The sequence below is a fragment of the Corynebacterium glutamicum ATCC 13032 genome (assembly GCF_000011325.1).
Taxonomy (GTDB): domain Bacteria; phylum Actinomycetota; class Actinomycetes; order Mycobacteriales; family Mycobacteriaceae; genus Corynebacterium; species Corynebacterium glutamicum.
The window spans coordinates 1581856-1602290 of the sequence record NC_003450.3 but is presented as its reverse complement, the minus strand read 5'-3'; the positions used below and the strand labels follow the sequence as shown (position 1 = coordinate 1602290).

Below are 20435 nucleotides of genomic sequence, written 5' to 3'. Positions count from 1 at the left end.
TGATTCACAATGAAGAAGCCAACTCTATATTTAAATCTCGAATATGGAATCCGAAACTCGCTGTGGGCGGACAAGGTGCCATTTCCGAGGAAAGGGGTACGGTTTGTGACGTATCCTGATGAATTAGGTTTATCGAACGAGTTGAGTGAAAAAATCCAGCTGTGGACTCGCTACTGGTTAGCAAATTTTGTTGATGTCGAAGATGCTCCCAAAGGGCGTCCGCAGTGGAAAGCTGGATCTGATGTTGAGTCGTGGGTAGCGCAAGGTGACATTATTGAAAGCGCGCTCCGTGCAGAATTGCCTGATTTTGCGGTGTTCTCAAAATGGAGATTTTATGGACTCAATGTTCGTTTTGTGCAATAAAGTACGTCTTTGAAGTTGTAAGTCCAAAGCGGCATGTGAGGCACCAGAACAGACAAAAGACAGACACACGTGCCAAGATCCGCTGTTTCAGCAAGATCCTGGCACGTGTGTTTGGTCTGTTTAGTTCTTCCACTCCAATTCGCTGCCCACAGCGTCAGCGATGTTGCGCAGACCGTGAGCTTTCAGCTGCTTGGCGATACCAAGGTGGATATCTCTGATCCAATCGGGGCCACCGTAGATGAATGGGGTGTATCCCTGCAGAAGGGTTGCGCCGGAGGTGATGCGTTCCCAGGCTTGCTCAGGGGTGCTGATGCCACCGACAGAGATCAACACCATCTCTTTGCCTACCCGTGCGTAGAGGCGCTTGAGTACCTCCAAAGATCGGGCTGCTACTGGAGCACCGGAGATTCCGCCAGCACCCATGGCTTCGACTTCACCTGAAGGAGTGTTGAGGCCTTCGCGGGAAATGGTGGTATTGGTGGCTACGATTCCGGCGAGTTTGAGCTCAACTGCCAGGTCAGCTACGGCGTCGATGTCTTCGTCGGAGAGGTCTGGTGCGATTTTCACCAAGACTGGGACGGTGGTGGATTCCTGCACTGCGGCGAGGATTGGTCGCAAAGATTCCACAGCCTGCAGATCGCGGAGACCCGGAGTGTTGGGGGAGGAAACGTTGACAACCAGGTAATCAGCAAGATCACCTAACAAAGATGCAGAACGGCGGTAGTCATCTACTGCGTGTTCAGCGGGAACCACTTTGGTTTTACCGATGTTGATGCCGATGACATCGGTGGATTTCCGGTTGCGCAGGTTTTTTGCGACTTCTGCTGCACCCAGGTTGTTGAATCCCATGCGGTTCAAGATAGCTTTGTCGGCAGGCAGGCGGAAAAGGCGCGGGGTGGGGTTTCCTGGCTGTGGGGAGGCGGTGACGGTGCCAAGTTCGGCGTATCCGAATCCAACGGCACCCCAGGCATCAGCCATTGATGCGTTTTTGTCGAAACCTGCGGCGAGGCCTAGTGGTCGTGGGAAGGTGACGCCGAAGACTTCCTGGGAGAGGGAATCATCGTGCACTGCGATGATTTTTTCCATGGTGCGGTTTAGAGGTGCGACGCCGTCGACGACTCCGAGTGCTTTGTTCATTATCCCGTGGATGCGTTCGGGGCGCAGGGTGAACATCACTTTGAGGCTGGCATCGTAGACGGTTTGACGCAGCTTGCGGGTGGGGGATTGCTTGCTCATGGGTGTCCTTTTTAAGATGCTGGGTTGTCGATGATTTGGATGCCGTCGCCGGTTGCGGATGCTACGACGAGGGTGGAATCGCTTAATACCACGAGGTTTTGCGCGTCTGCGATGGTGTTTAAGCGCTGTTCTTCCTCAGGCACGCCTTCAGAGATTTTGTATCCGACCAGGGTGTTTTCGGTCAGTGAGGTGATCCAGGCGAGCGCGTTGGAAGAATCCCAGGCAACGGCCCATGGGTTCTCGTCGGTGGGGGCGGTCATTTGAAGTCGGATGACATCATCAGCGTTGTAGATGGCAATTTGGCCACCCATTTCATCAGAGACCACCAGCAGGCCGTCTTCGCCACCAGCCATTTGACCAACGCCGAGTCCCACGCGAAGGGTCGCGCCTTCACGGTCGTTGGGGTAGTCCACATCTTGAATCGTGGTGTTTTCGTTCCAGGTGCGCACAACGGCGTCGTGGCGATCAATGACAGGAACGGCGATGAGCTGGGTATTGGGACCCGCGACGGTGAAGGTTTCTGGCTCTTCGCCCTCGCGGTAGATGGTGAGTTCTTCATCTTCACCATTGCCCACCAGAAGCTGATCATCGCTGGTCAAGGCTGCCACCGTGACTGGCTTGTCAGTTGCACGCAACTCATCCAGATCCGGGTCCTTGGCATCAATCAAATAAACGCCATCGGCGCAGGGGAGCACGAAAGTGCCGCCGGTTGCGGTCAGGTCGCCGCATTGCTTATCGACGTCCAGTTCCACCTGGCTACCCGCTTCGAAGTCGGAGACTGTACCAATAGCGAGTGCGTCTTCGGTGCGTACACCGAGGATGTCACCATCAGTGACTTCCATGTCAGTGATGTTGCCGAACTCAATTACTTGGCCATCCGGGTTGCTTGCTGCGGGGGAGACAGCGGGAGTTGCCTTGCCCATATCCGGGGAGTCCGTTACCCCTTGCGTACATGCACTTAAAAGAAGTGCAGTTGAGGCCAGCAAAGCTGTGGCGGGAAGCAAACGGGACACACGGGATCGACGGCGCATATTCACAAGGTTTCAGATTACCAGTGAATGTAATTGGACCAAGTCACAGGGAGACATCATCAAGGGCTTGTGTGATTGGTGTTGGCAAAGTCACCGATTCCGCCTTGAGAAGATGTGACAGCTGTTCATGTGTGCGAGCGCCCACGATGACAGCTGTCACTCCGGGACGATCACGCACCCAGGTGGTGGCTGTGACAGCGGGGCTAATGCCTAATCCTTTGGCTGCAGTATCAAGAGCATCGACAATGATGCGGCCTCGATTATCTAGGTAGCTTTGGACTTCTGCGTCGCGTCCTGTGGATGCAGCTCTGGAATCATGGGGAATTTCGGAGCGGTATTTAGCAGTCAGCACGCCTTGCCCCAGCGGAGCGCCAGCAAAGAATCCGACACCTAGGTGTTGGGTGGCAGGGAGGAGTTCTTGTTCTGCGCGGCGTTCCAGCAGGCTGTATTCATTTTGTGCAACGACCACGGGGCGGGCGGAGGCCGCTGCATGATTGGATGCAGCGTGGGTGACCGCTAACTGCCAACCGGAATATCCTCGGACACCGGCATATCGGACTCGGCCGGTGCGCACGGCGTAATCCAAAGTATCGGCCACCTCATGCGGTGGGGTGCCCTCATCCCAATAGCCCACAGACCACAAATCCAAATAGTCAGTGTTTAATGCCCGCAGGGTGACATCTAATTGGGCAATCAAATTGCGGCGGGAGCAATCCACACGTCGGCCGAGCGGCAGAGCGGGGTTGACACCTGCGCTGGAGGAAATGACGACAGCCGAACGAGAGACTTCCGCATCCAACATCGTGCCGAGCATTTCTTCCGCGACGCCGGTGGTGTAGTTGGGGGAGACGTCGATAAGCGTGCCACCAGAATTGATGAACGCCTTAAAGATATCGCCTGCCTCAGCCAGCTCGGTGCCCGAGCCCCATGTTGAGGTGCCCAAACCGAGCCTGGATACCCGCAAACCACTTGAACCGACCATTCGCTGTTTCACGCCCACCACACTACTGAGGTCATAAGGTAGTACGGTAGATCGGGTGAATGAAGAGATAACCCTCCTAGCCGCAGCAGCAGATCCTGCCGCAACTGAAAATATTGGCTGGGTACAAACCATTGTGCTCTCCATCGTTCAAGGCCTCACAGAGTTCCTGCCGATCAGCTCCAGCGGACACCTCCGAATCATCTCTGAGCTGTTCTGGGGTGCCGATGCCGGCGCGTCCTTTACCGCCGTGGTTCAGCTTGGTACCGAAGCCGCAGTGCTGGTGTTTTTTGCCAAGGAAATCTGGCAAATCATCACAGGTTGGTTCGCTGGCGTATTCAATAAGGAACGCCGCGGATTTGAATACCGCATGGGCTGGATGATCATTGTTGCCACCATTCCCGTCGTGATCTTGGGTGTGTTGGGCAAGGACCTGATCCGTGAGGCGCTGCGAAATATGTGGATCACTGCATCCGTGCTGATCCTGTTCTCCCTGGTGTTCATTTTGGCCGAGAAGATGGGCAAGAAGGAACGCGACTACGACAAACTGACCATGAAAGATGCCATCATCATGGGTCTTGCACAGTGTCTTGCGCTGATCCCTGGCGTGTCTCGCTCCGGCGGCACCATCTCTGCTGGTTTGTTCCTTGGTCTCAAGCGTGAAGTAGCCACCAAGTTCTCCTTCCTGCTGGCAATCCCTGCAGTGCTTGGCTCCGGTTTGTACTCCCTGCCTGACGCTTTTGCGCCAAGCTCCGGACAAGCTGCCTCCGGCCTACAGCTCACCGTGGGTACCCTGGTTGCCTTCGTAGTTGGCTACATTTCCATTGCGTGGCTGATGAAGTTCGTGGCAAACCACTCCTTCAGCTGGTTTGCTGCATACCGTATTCCTGCAGGTCTGCTCGTGATGCTGCTGCTCGCACTGGGCATGCTCAACCCATAAAATTCCTGTACATCTTAAAAATCCGCCGCATTCGTGTTGGCGGATTTTTTGGTTTGTGGAATAGGTGCACTGGCGGCTTGGTTGAAGTTTCAGGTGACATTTCGGTGTCGAACATAATTTCATAAGTATTTTTTAGGACGTGTCTCCGCGCTGAACTTGTGCAATGAGCCTGCACATAGCTTGCAAATAGCTTGTCGCGGAAATAATTACGGAAAGAAGATAGAGTAAAACCCATGCAATCTTGGCCTACACCTGAAGTACCTGCTCTCGCTGGCACGCCTGTGCCTTTGGAATTGTTCGACACTGCAGATCAGGAAGTACGCCTGGTTGAAACCCCACCTGCCGGATCCGACACACCGGTTGGCATGTACGTCTGTGGCATCACTCCCTACGACTCCACACACTTGGGGCACGCGGCGACATACCTCGCTTTCGATCTGATCTACCGCATCCTGCTGGACAATGATCACGATGTCCACTACGTCCAAAACATCACCGATGTCGATGACCCTCTGTTTGAACGCGCAGCCCGCGACGGCGTCGACTGGCGCGACCTCGGCACCAGCCAAATCAACCTCTTCCGCAGCGATATGGAAGCCCTGAGCATCATTCCGCCGAAGGACTACATCGGTGCGATTGAGTCCATCGACGAAGTCATTGAGATGGTCAAGACGCTTCTCGACGAAGGCGCCGCGTACATCGTCGAGGACGCCGAATATCCAGATGTCTACGCATCAATCAACGCCACAGACAAATTTGGCTACGAGTCCAATTACGACGCAGCGACCATGGCTGAGTTCTTCGCAGAACGCGGCGGCGACCCAGAGCGTCCCGGCAAGAAAAACCCCATGGATGCCCTCCTGTGGCGCGCAGCCCGCGAAGGTGAACCAAGCTGGGAATCCCCATTCGGCGCAGGTCGTCCTGGCTGGCACATCGAGTGTTCAGCAATCGCTACCAACCGCCTAGGACACAGCTTTGATATCCAAGGTGGCGGCTCTGACCTGATCTTCCCTCACCACGAGTTCTCCGCAGCGCACGCCGAAGCAGCTCACGGTGTCGAGCGCATGGCTAAGCACTACGTCCACGCTGGCATGATATCCCAAGATGGCGTGAAAATGTCCAAGTCTTTGGGCAACCTGGAATTTGTTTCCCGCCTCACCGCTGCAGGCCACGAGCCCGGCGCGATCCGCCTCGGTGTTTTTGCCAACCATTACCGTGGCAACCGTGATTGGAACGCAGAGAGCCTCGCCACCGCAGAACAGCGTCTAGCAACCTGGCGTGAAGCAGCACGAGCTGCAACCAATAGGGAAGATGCCATTGCAGTTGTCGAGCAGCTTCGTGCACACCTATCTGCTGACCTTGATACTCCCGGCGCGCTCGCCGCGGTAGATAATTGGGCAGCGGGTATCGACACCACGACCGATTCAAAAGAGTTCACCGAGGTAGGAAACATCGTGGTCGCAGCCATTGATGCCCTCCTGGGCGTGCAGCTCTAGGAAATTTCAGGAACAATACATCTCATGACCATTCGCGCCACTTTCCAGCCTTCCGTAGATGAATTCATCTCCACTCTCGAAGAGTTTGCAACAGGTTCATACCTTAAAGAGGACGAAAAGGAATTCTGGGACGAACCTTTCGATGTCAAGGCACTTCCAGATCTTCGTTTCATCTTGGAAAACTACCTTGATTCCCTAGATAAGCTCGGTGAAGCACCAGACCTTGATGCTGTTAACGCCTCCGCTCAGTCCACCCTTGATGAGCTGGAGAAGTTCAACACAAAGCACCACGGTGCTGTTGTTGAGCCTGAAGAAAAAGAAGAGATCACTAAATTGATGTTTGATGCTGCAAAGCAGACTGGTGCAGATGATCTTTCTGCAGAGGCTTTCCCTGAGTTTGAGTAAATTTCAGTAGAAGTTTTTTAGCGCCATTCCGGTTGAGGCTGGGATGGCGCTTTTGTTGGAGGATTCACTTTTTGCTTAACCAACGAGCAATCGAGCCTCGCGTAGTTTCCCTATGTGAGGCTCGATATCAGTTTCAACAGGGCAATGGGGGTGCCAGACCTTTGACTGCCTAGTTTTGCGATAATTGAATGCTTTTCCAAAGCTCGCGGATTCGACCGTCAATTTCCTCAATTATTTCCTGTATCTTGTCCTCACCTTCATCTGACGGATCAGCGAGCTCCCAATCAAGATAGTGCTTTCCTGGATACATTGGGCACACATCTCCACATCCCATTGTTATGACATAGTCAGATGCGCGAATAACATCATCGGTTAGCGGTTTCGGAAATGCATCAGAAATGTTCACTCCTCGCTCTGACAAAATTTCCAACACCAGTGGGTGAATTTCAGAAGCAGGTAAAGAACCTGCAGAACGTACCTCTACAGAACTACCGGCATAGTGAGACAACAACGCCGAAGCAATTTGTGAACGACCTGCGTTGTGGACGCAAATAAATAGGACCTGAGGCACAGGTGAAGCCACCTTACCTTCAGCTACCGCAAGTGCGTGCAGCCGGTCTTTAGCAAAACCTTCTGCCAAAATTGGCAGGTGCGTATGGATTTTTGCTGTTCTCGCCAACGACACATACGATTCAAAAATATAGCGGTTGATAGTCTCTGCAGAGAAAACTCCTTGATAGGTCAACGCCAGTTCATTTGCGATACGGTTCAAAATATTGGTATGCAAGTTTGGTGCAGCTTGCCCGGTCATGTTCTTCCTTTCGAAGATTTTACGGGGAAACCAATAGATTTAACGGTGTTGAAGATGTGTGAGATTAGAAAACTGCTATGCGTTTTGGGTTAGTTCAGCGACGAGGTTTTGGACTCGGGCGTCAATATCATCTCGGACCAGGCGCATGCGTTCCATACCTTCAATTCCACGTTCAGAGGGTTCGTCAGTTACCCAGCGCTGTAGTATGCCGTTTGCATCGATAGGCATTTCTAGTTGAGCTTCGGCACCAAGAATGACCACGCGGTCTACTCGCTTAATTAACTCCTGGTCAATGCCCTTTGGAAACCCTTGAGACATATCTGCGCCAACTTCAGCAATGGAATCAAGGGACTGTTGATTTAATTTCGTACCTGGCTTTGTGCCAGCTGAATAAACTTTGAGAGCGTCCCCGGCATGTTTTTTGGCTAGCGCTGCGGCCATTTGAGATTTTCCACCATTGCCGACGCAAACGAAAAGTACTGATGGTTGATTATTCATGAAGTTGATTCCTTCGCTATGAGTTGATGATTTGGCTGGTAGAACGAGCTGATGATGGCAGCGTGGGGTCATTTGGGAACAACTTGGGGCCTAGCCACAGCATGGCGTAGACCAAGCCGACAAGTACTGGAATTTCAATCAAGGGACCAATCGTTCCTGCCATAGCCTGTGCAGAAGTTGCGCCAAACGTTCCGATCGACACCGCAATCGCAAGTTCAAAATTGTTGCCAGCTGCAGTGAAAGAGACGGATGCAGACTTTGCATAGTTCATGCCAGATAGTTTTGACGCAATGAGTGAAATGAAAAACATTCCAACGAAATAGATAACCAATGGTATCGCGAGACGAACTACAGCCCATGGTTGAGAGACGATCTGATCACCTTGCAATGAAAACAACAAGACGATCGTATAAAGCAGACCGATTAGTGCAAATGGAGAGATTGCCGGAAGGAACTTTTGTTCATACCACTCACGTCCCTTGATCTTTTCGCCAATAATTCGCGAGAAAACTCCAGCAAGTAGAGGTATTCCGAGGAACACCAAAACCGAAGTCACAATTGACCAGAAAGAGAATTGAGCGGTGGTAGTTGGTAATCCTAGCCAGGATGGTAAAACTTGCAGATAGAACCAGCCAAGTGCACCAAACATTGCGACTTGAAAAACTGAATTAATGGCTACGAGAACTGCTGTAGCCTCGCGGTCTCCACAGGACATATCAGACCAAACCAAGACCATCGCAATACATCGTGCGAGTCCTACAATAATCAGGCCGGTTCGTAATTCCGGTTGGTCTGGGAGGAACAACCAAGCTAGCGCGAACATTAAGGCAGGACCCACCACCCAATTGAGAATGAGTGACACGCCCATCAAATGCTTATCAGTGGCAATTTGTTTAGTTTTGTCATACCGAACTTTGGCCAACGGTGGGTACATCATTACAAGGAGGCCTAAAGCGATTGGCAAGGAGATCCCTCCGACTTCCATTGCGCCTAGAAAGCCTGAGAGTCCCGAAACGCTCCGGCCTAAAAATAGCCCAAACGCCATCGCCAAAATAATCCAAAGTGGAATGTATTTATCAAGAAATGAGATTCGGGCTGGCTTGGCCCGCGTCTGAGTTGAGTTTGTCATGCGACACCTTTCGGTATATTGATACCTGTCGATATTCAAAATACTTTCAATATCGACATTCGTCAATATATAGTGGATTTATGACCACTCTCCACACAATTCAATTAGCCAATCCAACCGAGTGTTGCACCCTTGCTACGGGACCCCTGTCCAGTGATGAATCTGAACACTATGCCGATCTGTTTAAGGTGTTGGGCGACCCAGTCCGTCTACGGATTCTGTCTCAGCTGGCTGCGGGAGGGTGCGGGCCTGTAAGTGTTAATGAACTCACGGACTTAATGGGTCTTAGCCAACCAACAATCTCACATCATCTTAAAAAGATGACTGAAGCAGGATTTTTGGATCGAGTGCCTGAAGGTCGTGTGGTGTTGCATCGAGTACGGCCGGAATTATTTGCGGAATTGCGAACGGTATTGCAGATCGGCTCAATGGAATTATGATGAGTCGTTTGCAAACTGAAGGCGCCGGAAACGATCATGACCATTACGAAGCTGTAATAATTGGTGGAGGCCAAGCTGGCCTGGCTACCGCTTATTATCTCATGCGCGCAGGAGTGCAGACTCTGATTTTGGATGACCAACCTGCCTCCGGAGGTGCATGGCTGCATGTGTGGCCTTCGCTGCATTTGTTTTCGACTTCAGATTTTTCTAATCTTCCAGGTTGGCCGATGCCCAAATTTGACGGGTTTCCAACATCGTCTCATGTCGTAGATTACCTGACAGAATATGAACGGCGTTATGAAATTCCAGTTAGTCGATCAGTTTCTGTAGATAAGGTTGATTTTGTAAATGGTGCCTTTCATTTACAATCTGGAACTCGATCCTGGATAGCTAAAAACGTGGTTGCCGCTACCGGTACTTGGTCGGCGCCATTTGTCCCAACTTTTCCGGGAAAATTCTCTGGAACTCATTGGCACTCTTCAAATTATCCGGGCGTTCACCCCTTCGTAGGTCAACGCATTGCAATCGTTGGAGGTGCAAATTCCGGAGCTCAAATTGCAGCAGAGCTGAGTGAAGTGAGTGAGGTGACATGGTTCACCCGCGATAAACCACGGTGGATGCCAGATGACGTTGATGGTAGGGAATTGTTTAGGCGTAACCGTTTGAGAGCTCTTGCTATTCAACGAGGTGAACGTGACCCAGGGCCAGATTCCGAGCTCGGCGACATTGTCATGCTTCCGGAGGTGCGCAGGGCTCGAGACTCCGGAAAGCTATTTGCCACTCCGATGTTTGGGTCACTCGACGAGATACGTGCTGATCACCTAATTTGGTGCACAGGGTTTCGGCCGGCGATTAGGCCAGTTCGTCAACTTCTCAAACACGGACAACCAAAGGTTCCTGGTCTTTATTTAGTAGGCTACGGAGATTGGACGGGACCTGGGTCTGCGACTATCACAGGGGTCGGGCTTTATGCCAAGCGAGCAGCCAAAGAGATTGCCGCGTCAGTCGGCAAAGTCGTTAAATAGTTTGAAGGCTAAGAACTTAATGTTAAAGCGAAAATTGTTTTGACACCTCAACTAATGCAGCGATGCGTTCTTTCCAGAATGCTTTCATGACAGGGATGCTGTCTTGATCAGGCAGGCGTCTGTGCTGGATGCCGAAGCTGGATTTATTGTCGCCTTTGGAGGTGAAGTTGACGCTCACTCGAGAATCATCGGCCAACCATTTGGCATTGAATGTTCTAGGTTCGGAGGCGGAGGTTTTCTCAATTAGTGCGGGATCGAGCCACTGCGCCCGCAGGTCATCGTCTCCGAAGAGCTTCCACACTTTTTCGACCGGCAGGTTAAGGGTTTTGGAGGCATTGGCCGCGAACCCATCGCTGGTCATCCCGGGTTTGCGCATGCCACGTTCGTATTCATAACCAATCGCGATGCCTTGAGCCCACCAGCCACTGACATCAAAGTTGTCCACGATGTGCTTTGCGATGTGGGTGTGAGTCCAAGAGGTGGCTTTTACGTCGTCAAGCAATTTTAGCCACTCTTCCCACGGCTTTCCGGTGCCGTTGAGGATAGCTTCAGGGGACATGCCTGGTGTTGAGCCTTGCGGAGTGGAGTCAGTCATGCGACCGAGACTAGTGGCGCTTTGCCTGTGTTGCTTAGGCGGCGTTGAAAATGAACTACGAATGAAAAGTTCGGGAATTGTCTAATCCGTACTAAGCTGTCTACACAATGTCTACTTCAGTTACTTCACCAGCCCACAACAACGCACATTCCTCCGAATTTTTGGATGCGTTGGCAAACCATGTGTTGATCGGCGACGGCGCCATGGGCACCCAGCTCCAAGGCTTTGACCTGGACGTGGAAAAGGATTTCCTTGATCTGGAGGGGTGTAATGAGATTCTCAACGACACCCGCCCTGATGTGTTGAGGCAGATTCACCGCGCCTACTTTGAGGCGGGAGCTGACTTGGTTGAGACCAATACTTTTGGTTGCAACCTGCCGAACTTGGCGGATTATGACATCGCTGATCGTTGCCGTGAGCTTGCCTACAAGGGCACTGCAGTGGCTAGGGAAGTGGCTGATGAGATGGGGCCGGGCCGAAACGGCATGCGGCGTTTCGTGGTTGGTTCCCTGGGACCTGGAACGAAGCTTCCATCGCTGGGCCATGCACCGTATGCAGATTTGCGTGGGCACTACAAGGAAGCAGCGCTTGGCATCATCGACGGTGGTGGCGATGCCTTTTTGATTGAGACTGCTCAGGACTTGCTTCAGGTCAAGGCTGCGGTTCACGGCGTTCAAGATGCCATGGCTGAACTTGATACATTCTTGCCCATTATTTGCCACGTCACCGTAGAGACCACCGGCACCATGCTCATGGGTTCTGAGATCGGTGCCGCGTTGACAGCGCTGCAGCCACTGGGTATCGACATGATTGGTCTGAACTGCGCCACCGGCCCAGATGAGATGAGCGAGCACCTGCGTTACCTGTCCAAGCACGCCGATATTCCTGTGTCGGTGATGCCTAACGCAGGTCTTCCTGTCCTGGGTAAAAACGGTGCAGAATACCCACTTGAGGCTGAGGATTTGGCGCAGGCGCTGGCTGGATTCGTCTCCGAATATGGCCTGTCCATGGTGGGTGGTTGTTGTGGCACCACACCTGAGCACATCCGTGCGGTCCGCGATGCGGTGGTTGGTGTTCCAGAGCAGGAAACCTCCACACTGACCAAGATCCCTGCAGGCCCTGTTGAGCAGGCCTCCCGCGAGGTGGAGAAAGAGGACTCCGTCGCGTCGCTGTACACCTCGGTGCCATTGTCCCAGGAAACCGGCATTTCCATGATCGGTGAGCGCACCAACTCCAACGGTTCCAAGGCATTCCGTGAGGCAATGCTGTCTGGCGATTGGGAAAAGTGTGTGGATATTGCCAAGCAGCAAACCCGCGATGGTGCACACATGCTGGATCTTTGTGTGGATTACGTGGGACGAGACGGCACCGCCGATATGGCGACCTTGGCAGCACTTCTTGCTACCAGCTCCACTTTGCCAATCATGATTGACTCCACCGAGCCAGAGGTTATTCGCACAGGCCTTGAGCACTTGGGTGGACGAAGCATCGTTAACTCCGTCAACTTTGAAGACGGCGATGGCCCTGAGTCCCGCTACCAGCGCATCATGAAACTGGTAAAGCAGCACGGTGCGGCCGTGGTTGCGCTGACCATTGATGAGGAAGGCCAGGCACGTACCGCTGAGCACAAGGTGCGCATTGCTAAACGACTGATTGACGATATCACCGGCAGCTACGGCCTGGATATCAAAGACATCGTTGTGGACTGCCTGACCTTCCCGATCTCTACTGGCCAGGAAGAAACCAGGCGAGATGGCATTGAAACCATCGAAGCCATCCGCGAGCTGAAGAAGCTCTACCCAGAAATCCACACCACCCTGGGTCTGTCCAATATTTCCTTCGGCCTGAACCCTGCTGCACGCCAGGTTCTTAACTCTGTGTTCCTCAATGAGTGCATTGAGGCTGGTCTGGACTCTGCGATTGCGCACAGCTCCAAGATTTTGCCGATGAACCGCATTGATGATCGCCAGCGCGAAGTGGCGTTGGATATGGTCTATGATCGCCGCACCGAGGATTACGATCCGCTGCAGGAATTCATGCAGCTGTTTGAGGGCGTTTCTGCTGCCGATGCCAAGGATGCTCGCGCTGAACAGCTGGCCGCTATGCCTTTGTTTGAGCGTTTGGCACAGCGCATCATCGACGGCGATAAGAATGGCCTTGAGGATGATCTGGAAGCAGGCATGAAGGAGAAGTCTCCTATTGCGATCATCAACGAGGACCTTCTCAACGGCATGAAGACCGTGGGTGAGCTGTTTGGTTCCGGACAGATGCAGCTGCCATTCGTGCTGCAATCGGCAGAAACCATGAAAACTGCGGTGGCCTATTTGGAACCGTTCATGGAAGAGGAAGCAGAAGCTACCGGATCTGCGCAGGCAGAGGGCAAGGGCAAAATCGTCGTGGCCACCGTCAAGGGTGACGTGCACGATATCGGCAAGAACTTGGTGGACATCATTTTGTCCAACAACGGTTACGACGTGGTGAACTTGGGCATCAAGCAGCCACTGTCCGCCATGTTGGAAGCAGCGGAAGAACACAAAGCAGACGTCATCGGCATGTCGGGACTTCTTGTGAAGTCCACCGTGGTGATGAAGGAAAACCTTGAGGAGATGAACAACGCCGGCGCATCCAATTACCCAGTCATTTTGGGTGGCGCTGCGCTGACGCGTACCTACGTGGAAAACGATCTCAACGAGGTGTACACCGGTGAGGTGTACTACGCCCGTGATGCTTTCGAGGGCCTGCGCCTGATGGATGAGGTGATGGCAGAAAAGCGTGGTGAAGGACTTGATCCCAACTCACCAGAAGCTATTGAGCAGGCGAAGAAGAAGGCGGAACGTAAGGCTCGTAATGAGCGTTCCCGCAAGATTGCCGCGGAGCGTAAAGCTAATGCGGCTCCCGTGATTGTTCCGGAGCGTTCTGATGTCTCCACCGATACTCCAACCGCGGCACCACCGTTCTGGGGAACCCGCATTGTCAAGGGTCTGCCCTTGGCGGAGTTCTTGGGCAACCTTGATGAGCGCGCCTTGTTCATGGGGCAGTGGGGTCTGAAATCCACCCGCGGCAACGAGGGTCCAAGCTATGAGGATTTGGTGGAAACTGAAGGCCGACCACGCCTGCGCTACTGGCTGGATCGCCTGAAGTCTGAGGGCATTTTGGACCACGTGGCCTTGGTGTATGGCTACTTCCCAGCGGTCGCGGAAGGCGATGACGTGGTGATCTTGGAATCCCCGGATCCACACGCAGCCGAACGCATGCGCTTTAGCTTCCCACGCCAGCAGCGCGGCAGGTTCTTGTGCATCGCGGATTTCATTCGCCCACGCGAGCAAGCTGTCAAGGACGGCCAAGTGGACGTCATGCCATTCCAGCTGGTCACCATGGGTAATCCTATTGCTGATTTCGCCAACGAGTTGTTCGCAGCCAATGAATACCGCGAGTACTTGGAAGTTCACGGCATCGGCGTGCAGCTCACCGAAGCATTGGCCGAGTACTGGCACTCCCGAGTGCGCAGCGAACTCAAGCTGAACGACGGTGGATCTGTCGCTGATTTTGATCCAGAAGACAAGACCAAGTTCTTCGACCTGGATTACCGCGGCGCCCGCTTCTCCTTTGGTTACGGTTCTTGCCCTGATCTGGAAGACCGCGCAAAGCTGGTGGAATTGCTCGAGCCAGGCCGTATCGGCGTGGAGTTGTCCGAGGAACTCCAGCTGCACCCAGAGCAGTCCACAGACGCGTTTGTGCTCTACCACCCAGAGGCAAAGTACTTTAACGTCTAACACCTTTGAGAGGGAAAACTTTCCCGCACATTGCAGATCGTGCCACTTTAACTAAGGTTGACGGCATGATTAAGGCGATTTTCTGGGACATGGACGGCACGATGGTGGACTCTGAGCCACAGTGGGGCATTGCTACCTACGAGCTCAGCGAAGCCATGGGCCGCCGCCTCACCCCGGAGCTCCGGGAACTCACCGTCGGCTCGAGCCTGCCGCGCACCATGCGCTTATGCGCAGAGCACGCAGGCATTACATTGAGCGACGCGGACTACGAGCGCTACCGGGCTGGCATGTTCGCCCGGGTCCATGAGCTTTTCGACGAATCCCTCGTCCCAAATCCAGGCGTCACCGAACTCCTGACAGAGTTGAAGGCCCTCGAGATCCCCATGTTGGTCACCACCAACACAGAGCGCGATCTCGCGACCCGTTCAGTCGCAGCCGTGGGAAATGAGTTCTTCATCGGTTCTATCGCTGGTGATGAAGTCCCAACAGCAAAGCCAGCCCCCGACATGTACCTCGAAGCAGCACGACGTGTGGGCTTTGACCCATCAGAGTGCCTCGTGTTCGAAGATTCCTACAACGGCATGCTGGGCGCTGTTACTGCAGGTTGCCGCGTCATTGGTCTGCACCCAGAAGAAGTCCAAGCGCCAGAAGGTGTAGTGCCTTTGCGTTCCCTCCACGGTAAAAACTCTTTCGAAGGTGTCACCGCTGAGATGGTCACTGCCTGGTACCACCAGATCGAGCCGGCAGGTGTCGCAAAATAAAACCAGGTGGGGGAGTGAAATTATTCGACTAATATCCTCCCCCAAACACACATTGATAACTGTTGTGTGGAAGAATGTACCGAGTGAAGACATTTGACTCGCTGTACGAAGAACTTCTTAACCGTGCTCAGACCCGCCCTGAAGGGTCTGGAACCGTGGCCGCCTTGGATAAAGGCATCCATCATCTAGGTAAGAAGGTCATCGAAGAAGCCGGAGAGGTCTGGATTGCAGCCGAGTATGAGACCGATGAAGAGCTAGCCGGAGAAATCTCCCAGCTCATTTATTGGACCCAGGTCATCATGGTTGCTCGCGGCCTGAAGCCAGAAGATATCTACAAGAACCTGTAGGAGTTTTAAAGCAATCATGTTGAAAATCGCTGTCCCAAACAAAGGCTCGCTGTCCGAGCGCGCCATGGAAATCCTCGCCGAAGCAGGCTACGCAGGCCGTGGAGATTCCAAATCCCTCAACGTTTTTGATGAAGCAAACAACGTTGAATTCTTCTTCCTTCGCCCTAAAGATATCGCCATCTACGTTGCTGGTGGCCAGCTCGATTTGGGTATCACCGGCCGCGACCTTGCTCGCGATTCCCAGGCTGATGTCCACGAAGTTCTTTCCCTCGGCTTCGGTTCCTCCACTTTCCGTTACGCAGCACCAGCTGATGAAGAGTGGAGCATCGAAAAGCTCGACGGCAAGCGCATCGCTACCTCTTACCCCAACCTTGTTCGCGATGACCTCGCAGCACGTGGGCTTTCCGCTGAGGTGCTCCGCCTCGACGGTGCAGTAGAGGTATCCATCAAGCTTGGTGTCGCAGATGCCATCGCCGATGTTGTATCCACCGGCCGCACGCTGCGTCAGCAAGGTCTTGCACCTTTCGGCGAGGTTCTGTGCACCTCTGAGGCTGTCATTGTTGGCCGCAAGGATGAAAAGGTCACCCCAGAGCAGCAGATCCTGCTTCGCCGCATCCAGGGAATTTTGCACGCGCAGAACTTCCTCATGCTGGATTACAACGTCGACCGCGACAACCTGGACGCTGCCACTGCAGTAACCCCAGGCTTATCCGGCCCAACGGTATCCCCACTGGCACGCGACAACTGGGTTGCTGTACGCGCCATGGTGCCACGCAGGTCAGCTAACGCCATCATGGATAAGCTTGCTGGACTCGGCGCTGAAGCCATCCTGGCTTCTGAAATCCGCATCGCCCGCATCTAGTTTTAACTACCCCCGAAAATGTAGTGGGTAGTTCCACACTGCCTCTTACAAGTACGTAGGATAATCCACAGCACCATTGTGATTTCCTTCAACTTGTGAGAGGCAGTACATGTCTAAGACGAGCAACAAGTCTTCAGCAGACTCAAAGAATGACGCAAAAGCCGAAGACATTGTGAACGGCGAGAACCAAATCGCCACGAATGAGTCGCAGTCTTCAGACAGCGCTGCAGTTTCGGAACGTGTCGTCGAACCAAAAACCACGGTTCAGAAAAAGTTCCGAATCGAATCGGATCTGCTTGGTGAACTTCAGATCCCATCCCACGCATATTACGGGGTGCACACCCTTCGTGCGGTGGACAACTTCCAAATCTCACGAACCACCATCAACCACGTCCCAGATTTCATTCGCGGCATGGTCCAGGTGAAAAAGGCCGCAGCTTTAGCAAACCGCCGACTGCACACACTTCCAGCACAAAAAGCAGAAGCAATTGTCTGGGCTTGTGATCAGATCCTCATTGAGGAACGCTGTATGGATCAGTTCCCCATCGATGTGTTCCAGGGTGGCGCAGGTACCTCACTGAACATGAACACCAACGAGGTTGTTGCCAACCTTGCACTTGAGTTCTTAGGCCATGAAAAGGGCGAGTACCACATCCTGCACCCCATGGATGATGTGAACATGTCCCAGTCCACCAACGATTCCTACCCAACTGGTTTCCGCCTGGGCATTTACGCTGGACTGCAGACCCTCATCGCTGAAATTGATGAGCTTCAGGTTGCGTTCCGCCACAAGGGCAATGAGTTTGTCGACATCATCAAGATGGGCCGCACCCAGTTGCAGGATGCTGTTCCCATGAGCTTGGGCGAAGAGTTCCGAGCATTCGCGCACAACCTCGCAGAAGAGCAGACCGTGCTGCGTGAAGCTGCCAACCGTCTCCTCGAGGTCAATCTTGGTGCAACCGCAATCGGTACTGGTGTGAACACTCCAGCAGGCTACCGCCACCAGGTTGTCGCTGCTCTGTCTGAGGTCACCGGACTGGAACTAAAGTCCGCACGTGATCTCATCGAGGCTACCTCTGACACCGGTGCATATGTTCATGCGCACTCCGCAATCAAGCGTGCAGCCATGAAACTGTCCAAGATCTGTAACGATCTACGTCTGCTGTCTTCTGGTCCTCGTGCTGGCTTGAACGAAATCAACCTGCCACCACGCCAGGCTGGTTCCTCCATCATGCCAGCCAAGGTCAACCCAGTGATCCCAGAAGTGGTCAACCAGGTCTGCTTCAAGGTCTTCGGTAACGATCTCACCGTCACCATGGCTGCGGAAGCTGGCCAGTTGCAGCTCAACGTCATGGAGCCAGTCATTGGCGAATCCCTCTTCCAGTCACTGCGCATCCTGGGCAATGCAGCCAAGACTTTGCGTGAGAAGTGCGTCGTAGGAATCACCGCCAACGCTGATGTTTGCCGTGCTTACGTTGATAACTCCATCGGGATTATCACTTACCTGAACCCATTCCTGGGCCACGACATTGGAGATCAGATCGGTAAGGAAGCAGCCGAAACTGGTCGACCAGTGCGTGAACTCATCCTGGAAAAGAAGCTCATGGATGAAAAGACGCTCGAGGCAGTCCTGTCCAAGGAGAACCTCATGCACCCAATGTTCCGCGGAAGGCTCTACTTGGAGAACTAATCCAAGATCTCGTCTGATACCTGGGCAATTAGGTTGAGAGTTCATCTCACCTGGTTGCCCAGGTTTTTTCGTGGGTGAATTCAGCAGGCGCCTGTTTAAGAGATTGATATCGCTGGATGAGTCGGCGAGATTTTTTACGCGACTACACGCGGAGCAGACTATATGGCCGAAGCTTCCCAGTCAATCGATTTTCGGTCATATGGGACGGTGCGAAGGGGGTGGGGCAACACGTTGAGGTTGTTTTGGTCGGGCGCAGCCGTCGAAAAGCAAAAAGCGTTTTGTGACATGAATCTATTTTGGATGCGATTAGGTTTCTAAAGACATTGAATGGCCTTTTAACCTGCACTTTTGTACAATGCAATAGGATAATACTTAAAGTATCTATTGAATTTTTGCAATTTGGCCAATCAACAACATAGGAGGACTGCGTGGCGGTCACCGCAAGAACGGACATAAAACCACACCCATCGCAACCAACGGCACTGTTCACTCCAGTGTTTATTTTGGGCTGGCTCGTCAACTTGACCCAGTACTTGAGCTTCTACTTCCTGATCACAGTCATGGCGCTGTATGCGATGGAAAGCTTCGCCGTTTCAGAGGCCGCTGGCGGATTTGCGGCCAGCTCCTTTGTTATCGGCGCAACCGTGGCTCGTGTGTTCGCGGGATGGGCGGCCGACCGTTTTGGTAAGAAGCAGATCCTGCTCATCTTTGTCGGCTTGGGAACGGTAGCATCACTATTCTATATTCCAGCTGCCTCACTACCAGCGCTGGTTGCTGTGCGTTTTGTTCACGGTTTTTCTTATTCTCTTGCTTCCACCGCTGTGATGGCACTTGTGCAGTCCGTGATTCCTGCAAGCCGTAGGGCAGAGGGCACCGGCTACTTCGCGCTCGGATCCACACTGGCTACAGCTTTCGGCCCAGCAATTGCGCTGTTTGTTATCGATGACTTCAACTACAACACCCTGTTCTGGATTACCACTGCGACCAGTGTTTTCGGCCTGATCCTCACCGTTTTGATCCGCAAGCCGGAGTTCATTAAGAATGCGGAACACGGCAGAGTAAAGCCAGTCTGGTCTATCAAGACTGTTGTGCACCCATCGGTCATGCTCATTGGATTCTTCATGCTCGCTGTCGGACTGGCTTACGCAGGCGTGATCACCTTCCTCAACGGCTTCGCGCAAGACACTGGCCTCACCGCCGGAGCGGGTCTTTTCTTTATCGCTTATGCGGTTGCGATGCTGGTCATGCGTTTCTTCCTTGGACGCATTCAGGACAAACATGGTGACAACCCGGTTATTTACTTCGGTTTGATCAGCTTCGCCCTCGCGCTGGGGCTTATGGCTTTGGCGACTGAAGACTGGCACATTGTTCTCGCTGGCGCACTCACCGGTTTGGGCTATGGCACCATCATGCCGGCCGCACAAGCCATTGCTGTCGATTCAGTTCCAAGCACTCAGGTTGGTTCCGGTATTTCTACGCTTTTCCTGTTCACCGACATCGGCATTGGCTTAGGCCCAATCCTGCTGGGTGGATTGGTTGCAGCGACCGGATACAACGTCATGTACGCAGCTTTGGCCGCAGTGATTGTTGTGGCGGGCGTGCTCTACCTGGTTGCTTTGGGTAGGAAAGCTAGCCACTAAGTTAGAGCATTTTATTGAGCACCTGCATCCCCAAGGCGAACTCGGAGGATGGAGGTGCTTTGTCGTTTTATGAAATTCATCAAGAGCAAAACACCCGCACTTCCTGGCGTTATAGCCGGCAAGTGCGGGTGTTTCGATGAAGCTAAAAACTTTTAAGCAGATCGACGATGAGCCTGATCAAAGGTGCGCTGCAGTGCGATCCATTCCTGTGTGCTCAAATCGAATGAGCGGGAGAGGCGTACTGCAAGTCCGATGGTGAGGTCGGTGCGACCTTCAACGAAATTGGCGATGGTTGCTTCGGTGATGTGGAGGGTTTTGGCGAGATCGTAGTGGCTGATTCCTCGGGGTTCGAGGAAACGTTCACTCAAAATCTCACCAGGGTGCTGCGGTTTCCGGGACTGCGGAGCTACCACG

The 20435-nt window shown here is 53.2% G+C and carries 20 protein-coding genes; 12 read left to right on the top strand and 8 right to left on the bottom strand.

Features of this window, described 5'->3' with window-relative positions:
- Positions 1–9 precede the first annotated feature (9 nt).
- On the top strand, positions 10–363 hold the full coding sequence (locus tag CGL_RS07610) for a hypothetical protein (protein ID WP_011265760.1): 354 nt from the start codon (positions 10–12) through the stop codon (positions 361–363).
- Between the two features lie 120 nt (positions 364–483).
- Here CGL_RS07610 and CGL_RS07605 read toward each other — a convergent pair whose 3' ends face one another.
- From CGL_RS07605 to CGL_RS07595, 3 genes are read right to left on the bottom strand one after another with little or no spacing between them, the layout of a single operon-like run.
- Positions 484–1599: a quinone-dependent dihydroorotate dehydrogenase gene (locus CGL_RS07605; RefSeq protein ID WP_011014420.1), complete on the bottom strand. Its 1116-nt coding sequence runs from the start codon at positions 1597–1599 to the stop codon at positions 484–486.
- A gap of 11 nt (positions 1600–1610) precedes the next feature.
- A complete protein-coding gene (locus tag CGL_RS07600) occupies positions 1611–2636 on the bottom strand; it encodes a hypothetical protein (protein WP_011265759.1) in 1026 nt (341 codons plus the stop codon).
- Between the two features lie 37 nt (positions 2637–2673).
- A complete protein-coding gene (locus CGL_RS07595) occupies positions 2674–3612 on the bottom strand; it encodes an aldo/keto reductase (RefSeq protein ID WP_011265758.1) in 939 nt (312 codons plus the stop codon).
- Between the two features lie 55 nt (positions 3613–3667).
- Between CGL_RS07595 and CGL_RS07590 the strand changes: the two genes are divergently transcribed.
- The 3 genes from CGL_RS07590 to CGL_RS07580 all read left to right on the top strand — a co-directional run bounded on the left by CGL_RS07590 (position 3668) and on the right by CGL_RS07580 (position 6450).
- Entirely contained in the window at positions 3668–4549 is an 882-nt protein-coding gene (locus CGL_RS07590) for an undecaprenyl-diphosphate phosphatase (RefSeq protein ID WP_003856127.1), read from the top strand.
- A 233-nt stretch (positions 4550–4782) separates the two neighbouring features.
- Entirely contained in the window at positions 4783–6045 is a 1263-nt protein-coding gene (gene mshC / locus CGL_RS07585; protein WP_011014417.1) for a cysteine--1-D-myo-inosityl 2-amino-2-deoxy-alpha-D-glucopyranoside ligase, read from the top strand.
- Positions 6046–6069: 24 nt separating this feature from the next.
- Positions 6070–6450 (top strand): hypothetical protein, encoded by a 381-nt coding sequence (locus CGL_RS07580; RefSeq protein ID WP_003856129.1) that lies wholly within the window; start codon positions 6070–6072, stop codon positions 6448–6450.
- A 169-nt stretch (positions 6451–6619) separates the two neighbouring features.
- Here CGL_RS07580 and CGL_RS07575 read toward each other — a convergent pair whose 3' ends face one another.
- The 3 genes from CGL_RS07575 to arsB all read right to left on the bottom strand — a co-directional run bounded on the left by CGL_RS07575 (position 6620) and on the right by arsB (position 8888).
- The gene (locus CGL_RS07575) at positions 6620–7261 is read right to left on the bottom strand and encodes an arsenate reductase ArsC (RefSeq protein ID WP_011014416.1); all 642 of its coding nucleotides are present in this window, start codon (positions 7259–7261) and stop codon (positions 6620–6622) included.
- Between the two features lie 75 nt (positions 7262–7336).
- Positions 7337–7759: a low molecular weight phosphatase family protein gene (locus CGL_RS07570; RefSeq protein ID WP_011014415.1), complete on the bottom strand. Its 423-nt coding sequence runs from the start codon at positions 7757–7759 to the stop codon at positions 7337–7339.
- 16 nt (positions 7760–7775) lie between these two features.
- Positions 7776–8888, bottom strand: a complete 1113-nt coding sequence (arsB, locus tag CGL_RS07565) for an ACR3 family arsenite efflux transporter (RefSeq protein ID WP_011265757.1) — start codon at positions 8886–8888, stop codon at positions 7776–7778.
- An 80-nt stretch (positions 8889–8968) separates the two neighbouring features.
- On the opposite strand from arsB, the gene CGL_RS07560 reads away from it, so the two are divergent.
- Both CGL_RS07560 and CGL_RS07555 read left to right on the top strand, forming a co-directional pair.
- On the top strand, positions 8969–9328 hold the full coding sequence (locus CGL_RS07560) for an ArsR/SmtB family transcription factor (protein WP_011265756.1): 360 nt from the start codon (positions 8969–8971) through the stop codon (positions 9326–9328).
- Positions 9325–10353 (top strand): ArsO family NAD(P)H-dependent flavin-containing monooxygenase, encoded by a 1029-nt coding sequence (locus CGL_RS07555; RefSeq protein ID WP_011014413.1) that lies wholly within the window; start codon positions 9325–9327, stop codon positions 10351–10353. Before CGL_RS07560 ends, CGL_RS07555 begins: the two co-directional genes overlap by 4 nt.
- Positions 10354–10375: 22 nt before the next feature.
- On the opposite strand, the gene CGL_RS07550 is transcribed toward CGL_RS07555, so the two are convergent.
- A complete protein-coding gene (locus CGL_RS07550; protein WP_011014412.1) occupies positions 10376–10948 on the bottom strand; it encodes a hypothetical protein in 573 nt (190 codons plus the stop codon).
- 107 nt (positions 10949–11055) lie between these two features.
- Here CGL_RS07550 and metH point away from each other — a divergent pair, with 107 nt between their 5' ends.
- From metH to CGL_RS07520, 6 genes are all read left to right on the top strand, one after another.
- Complete coding sequence (gene metH / locus CGL_RS07545; protein WP_011014411.1) at positions 11056–14721, top strand: methionine synthase; 3666 nt, start codon at positions 11056–11058, stop codon at positions 14719–14721.
- 65 nt (positions 14722–14786) lie between these two features.
- The gene (locus CGL_RS07540; RefSeq protein WP_011014410.1) at positions 14787–15482 is read left to right on the top strand and encodes an HAD family hydrolase; all 696 of its coding nucleotides are present in this window, start codon (positions 14787–14789) and stop codon (positions 15480–15482) included.
- 74 nt (positions 15483–15556) lie between these two features.
- A complete protein-coding gene (locus CGL_RS07535; RefSeq protein WP_011897259.1) occupies positions 15557–15829 on the top strand; it encodes a phosphoribosyl-ATP diphosphatase in 273 nt (90 codons plus the stop codon).
- 16 nt (positions 15830–15845) lie between these two features.
- Complete coding sequence (gene hisG, locus CGL_RS07530; protein ID WP_003856149.1) at positions 15846–16691, top strand: ATP phosphoribosyltransferase; 846 nt, start codon at positions 15846–15848, stop codon at positions 16689–16691.
- A gap of 109 nt (positions 16692–16800) precedes the next feature.
- Complete coding sequence (gene aspA / locus CGL_RS07525) at positions 16801–18381, top strand: aspartate ammonia-lyase (RefSeq protein WP_011014409.1); 1581 nt, start codon at positions 16801–16803, stop codon at positions 18379–18381.
- A gap of 428 nt (positions 18382–18809) precedes the next feature.
- On the top strand, positions 18810–20021 hold the full coding sequence (locus CGL_RS07520; RefSeq protein ID WP_011014408.1) for an MFS transporter: 1212 nt from the start codon (positions 18810–18812) through the stop codon (positions 20019–20021).
- Between the two features lie 152 nt (positions 20022–20173).
- Here CGL_RS07520 and CGL_RS07515 read toward each other — a convergent pair whose 3' ends face one another.
- The gene (locus tag CGL_RS07515; RefSeq protein WP_011265754.1) at positions 20174–20434 is read right to left on the bottom strand and encodes a HigA family addiction module antitoxin; all 261 of its coding nucleotides are present in this window, start codon (positions 20432–20434) and stop codon (positions 20174–20176) included.
- Position 20435 lies beyond the last annotated feature (1 nt).

Bases quoted from the DNA above. Each gene is read 5' to 3' on its own strand.
- CGL_RS07610 (WP_011265760.1), top strand. From the start codon at position 10: ATGAAGAAGCCAACTCTATATTTAAATCTCGAATATGGAATCCGAAAC.
- CGL_RS07605 (WP_011014420.1), bottom strand. From the start codon at position 1,599: ATGAGCAAGCAATCCCCCACCCGCAAGCTGCGTCAAACCGTCTACGAT.
- CGL_RS07595 (WP_011265758.1), bottom strand. From the start codon at position 3,612: ATGGTCGGTTCAAGTGGTTTGCGGGTATCCAGGCTCGGTTTGGGCACC.
- mshC (WP_011014417.1), top strand. From the start codon at position 4,783: ATGCAATCTTGGCCTACACCTGAAGTACCTGCTCTCGCTGGCACGCCT.
- CGL_RS07580 (WP_003856129.1), top strand. From the start codon at position 6,070: ATGACCATTCGCGCCACTTTCCAGCCTTCCGTAGATGAATTCATCTCC.
- CGL_RS07575 (WP_011014416.1), bottom strand. From the start codon at position 7,261: ATGACCGGGCAAGCTGCACCAAACTTGCATACCAATATTTTGAACCGT.
- CGL_RS07570 (WP_011014415.1), bottom strand. From the start codon at position 7,759: ATGAATAATCAACCATCAGTACTTTTCGTTTGCGTCGGCAATGGTGGA.
- arsB (WP_011265757.1), bottom strand. From the start codon at position 8,888: ATGACAAACTCAACTCAGACGCGGGCCAAGCCAGCCCGAATCTCATTT.
- CGL_RS07560 (WP_011265756.1), top strand. From the start codon at position 8,969: ATGACCACTCTCCACACAATTCAATTAGCCAATCCAACCGAGTGTTGC.
- CGL_RS07555 (WP_011014413.1), top strand. From the start codon at position 9,325: ATGATGAGTCGTTTGCAAACTGAAGGCGCCGGAAACGATCATGACCAT.
- CGL_RS07550 (WP_011014412.1), bottom strand. From the start codon at position 10,948: ATGACTGACTCCACTCCGCAAGGCTCAACACCAGGCATGTCCCCTGAA.
- metH (WP_011014411.1), top strand. From the start codon at position 11,056: ATGTCTACTTCAGTTACTTCACCAGCCCACAACAACGCACATTCCTCC.
- CGL_RS07540 (WP_011014410.1), top strand. From the start codon at position 14,787: ATGATTAAGGCGATTTTCTGGGACATGGACGGCACGATGGTGGACTCT.
- CGL_RS07535 (WP_011897259.1), top strand. From the start codon at position 15,557: ATGTACCGAGTGAAGACATTTGACTCGCTGTACGAAGAACTTCTTAAC.
- hisG (WP_003856149.1), top strand. From the start codon at position 15,846: ATGTTGAAAATCGCTGTCCCAAACAAAGGCTCGCTGTCCGAGCGCGCC.
- aspA (WP_011014409.1), top strand. From the start codon at position 16,801: ATGTCTAAGACGAGCAACAAGTCTTCAGCAGACTCAAAGAATGACGCA.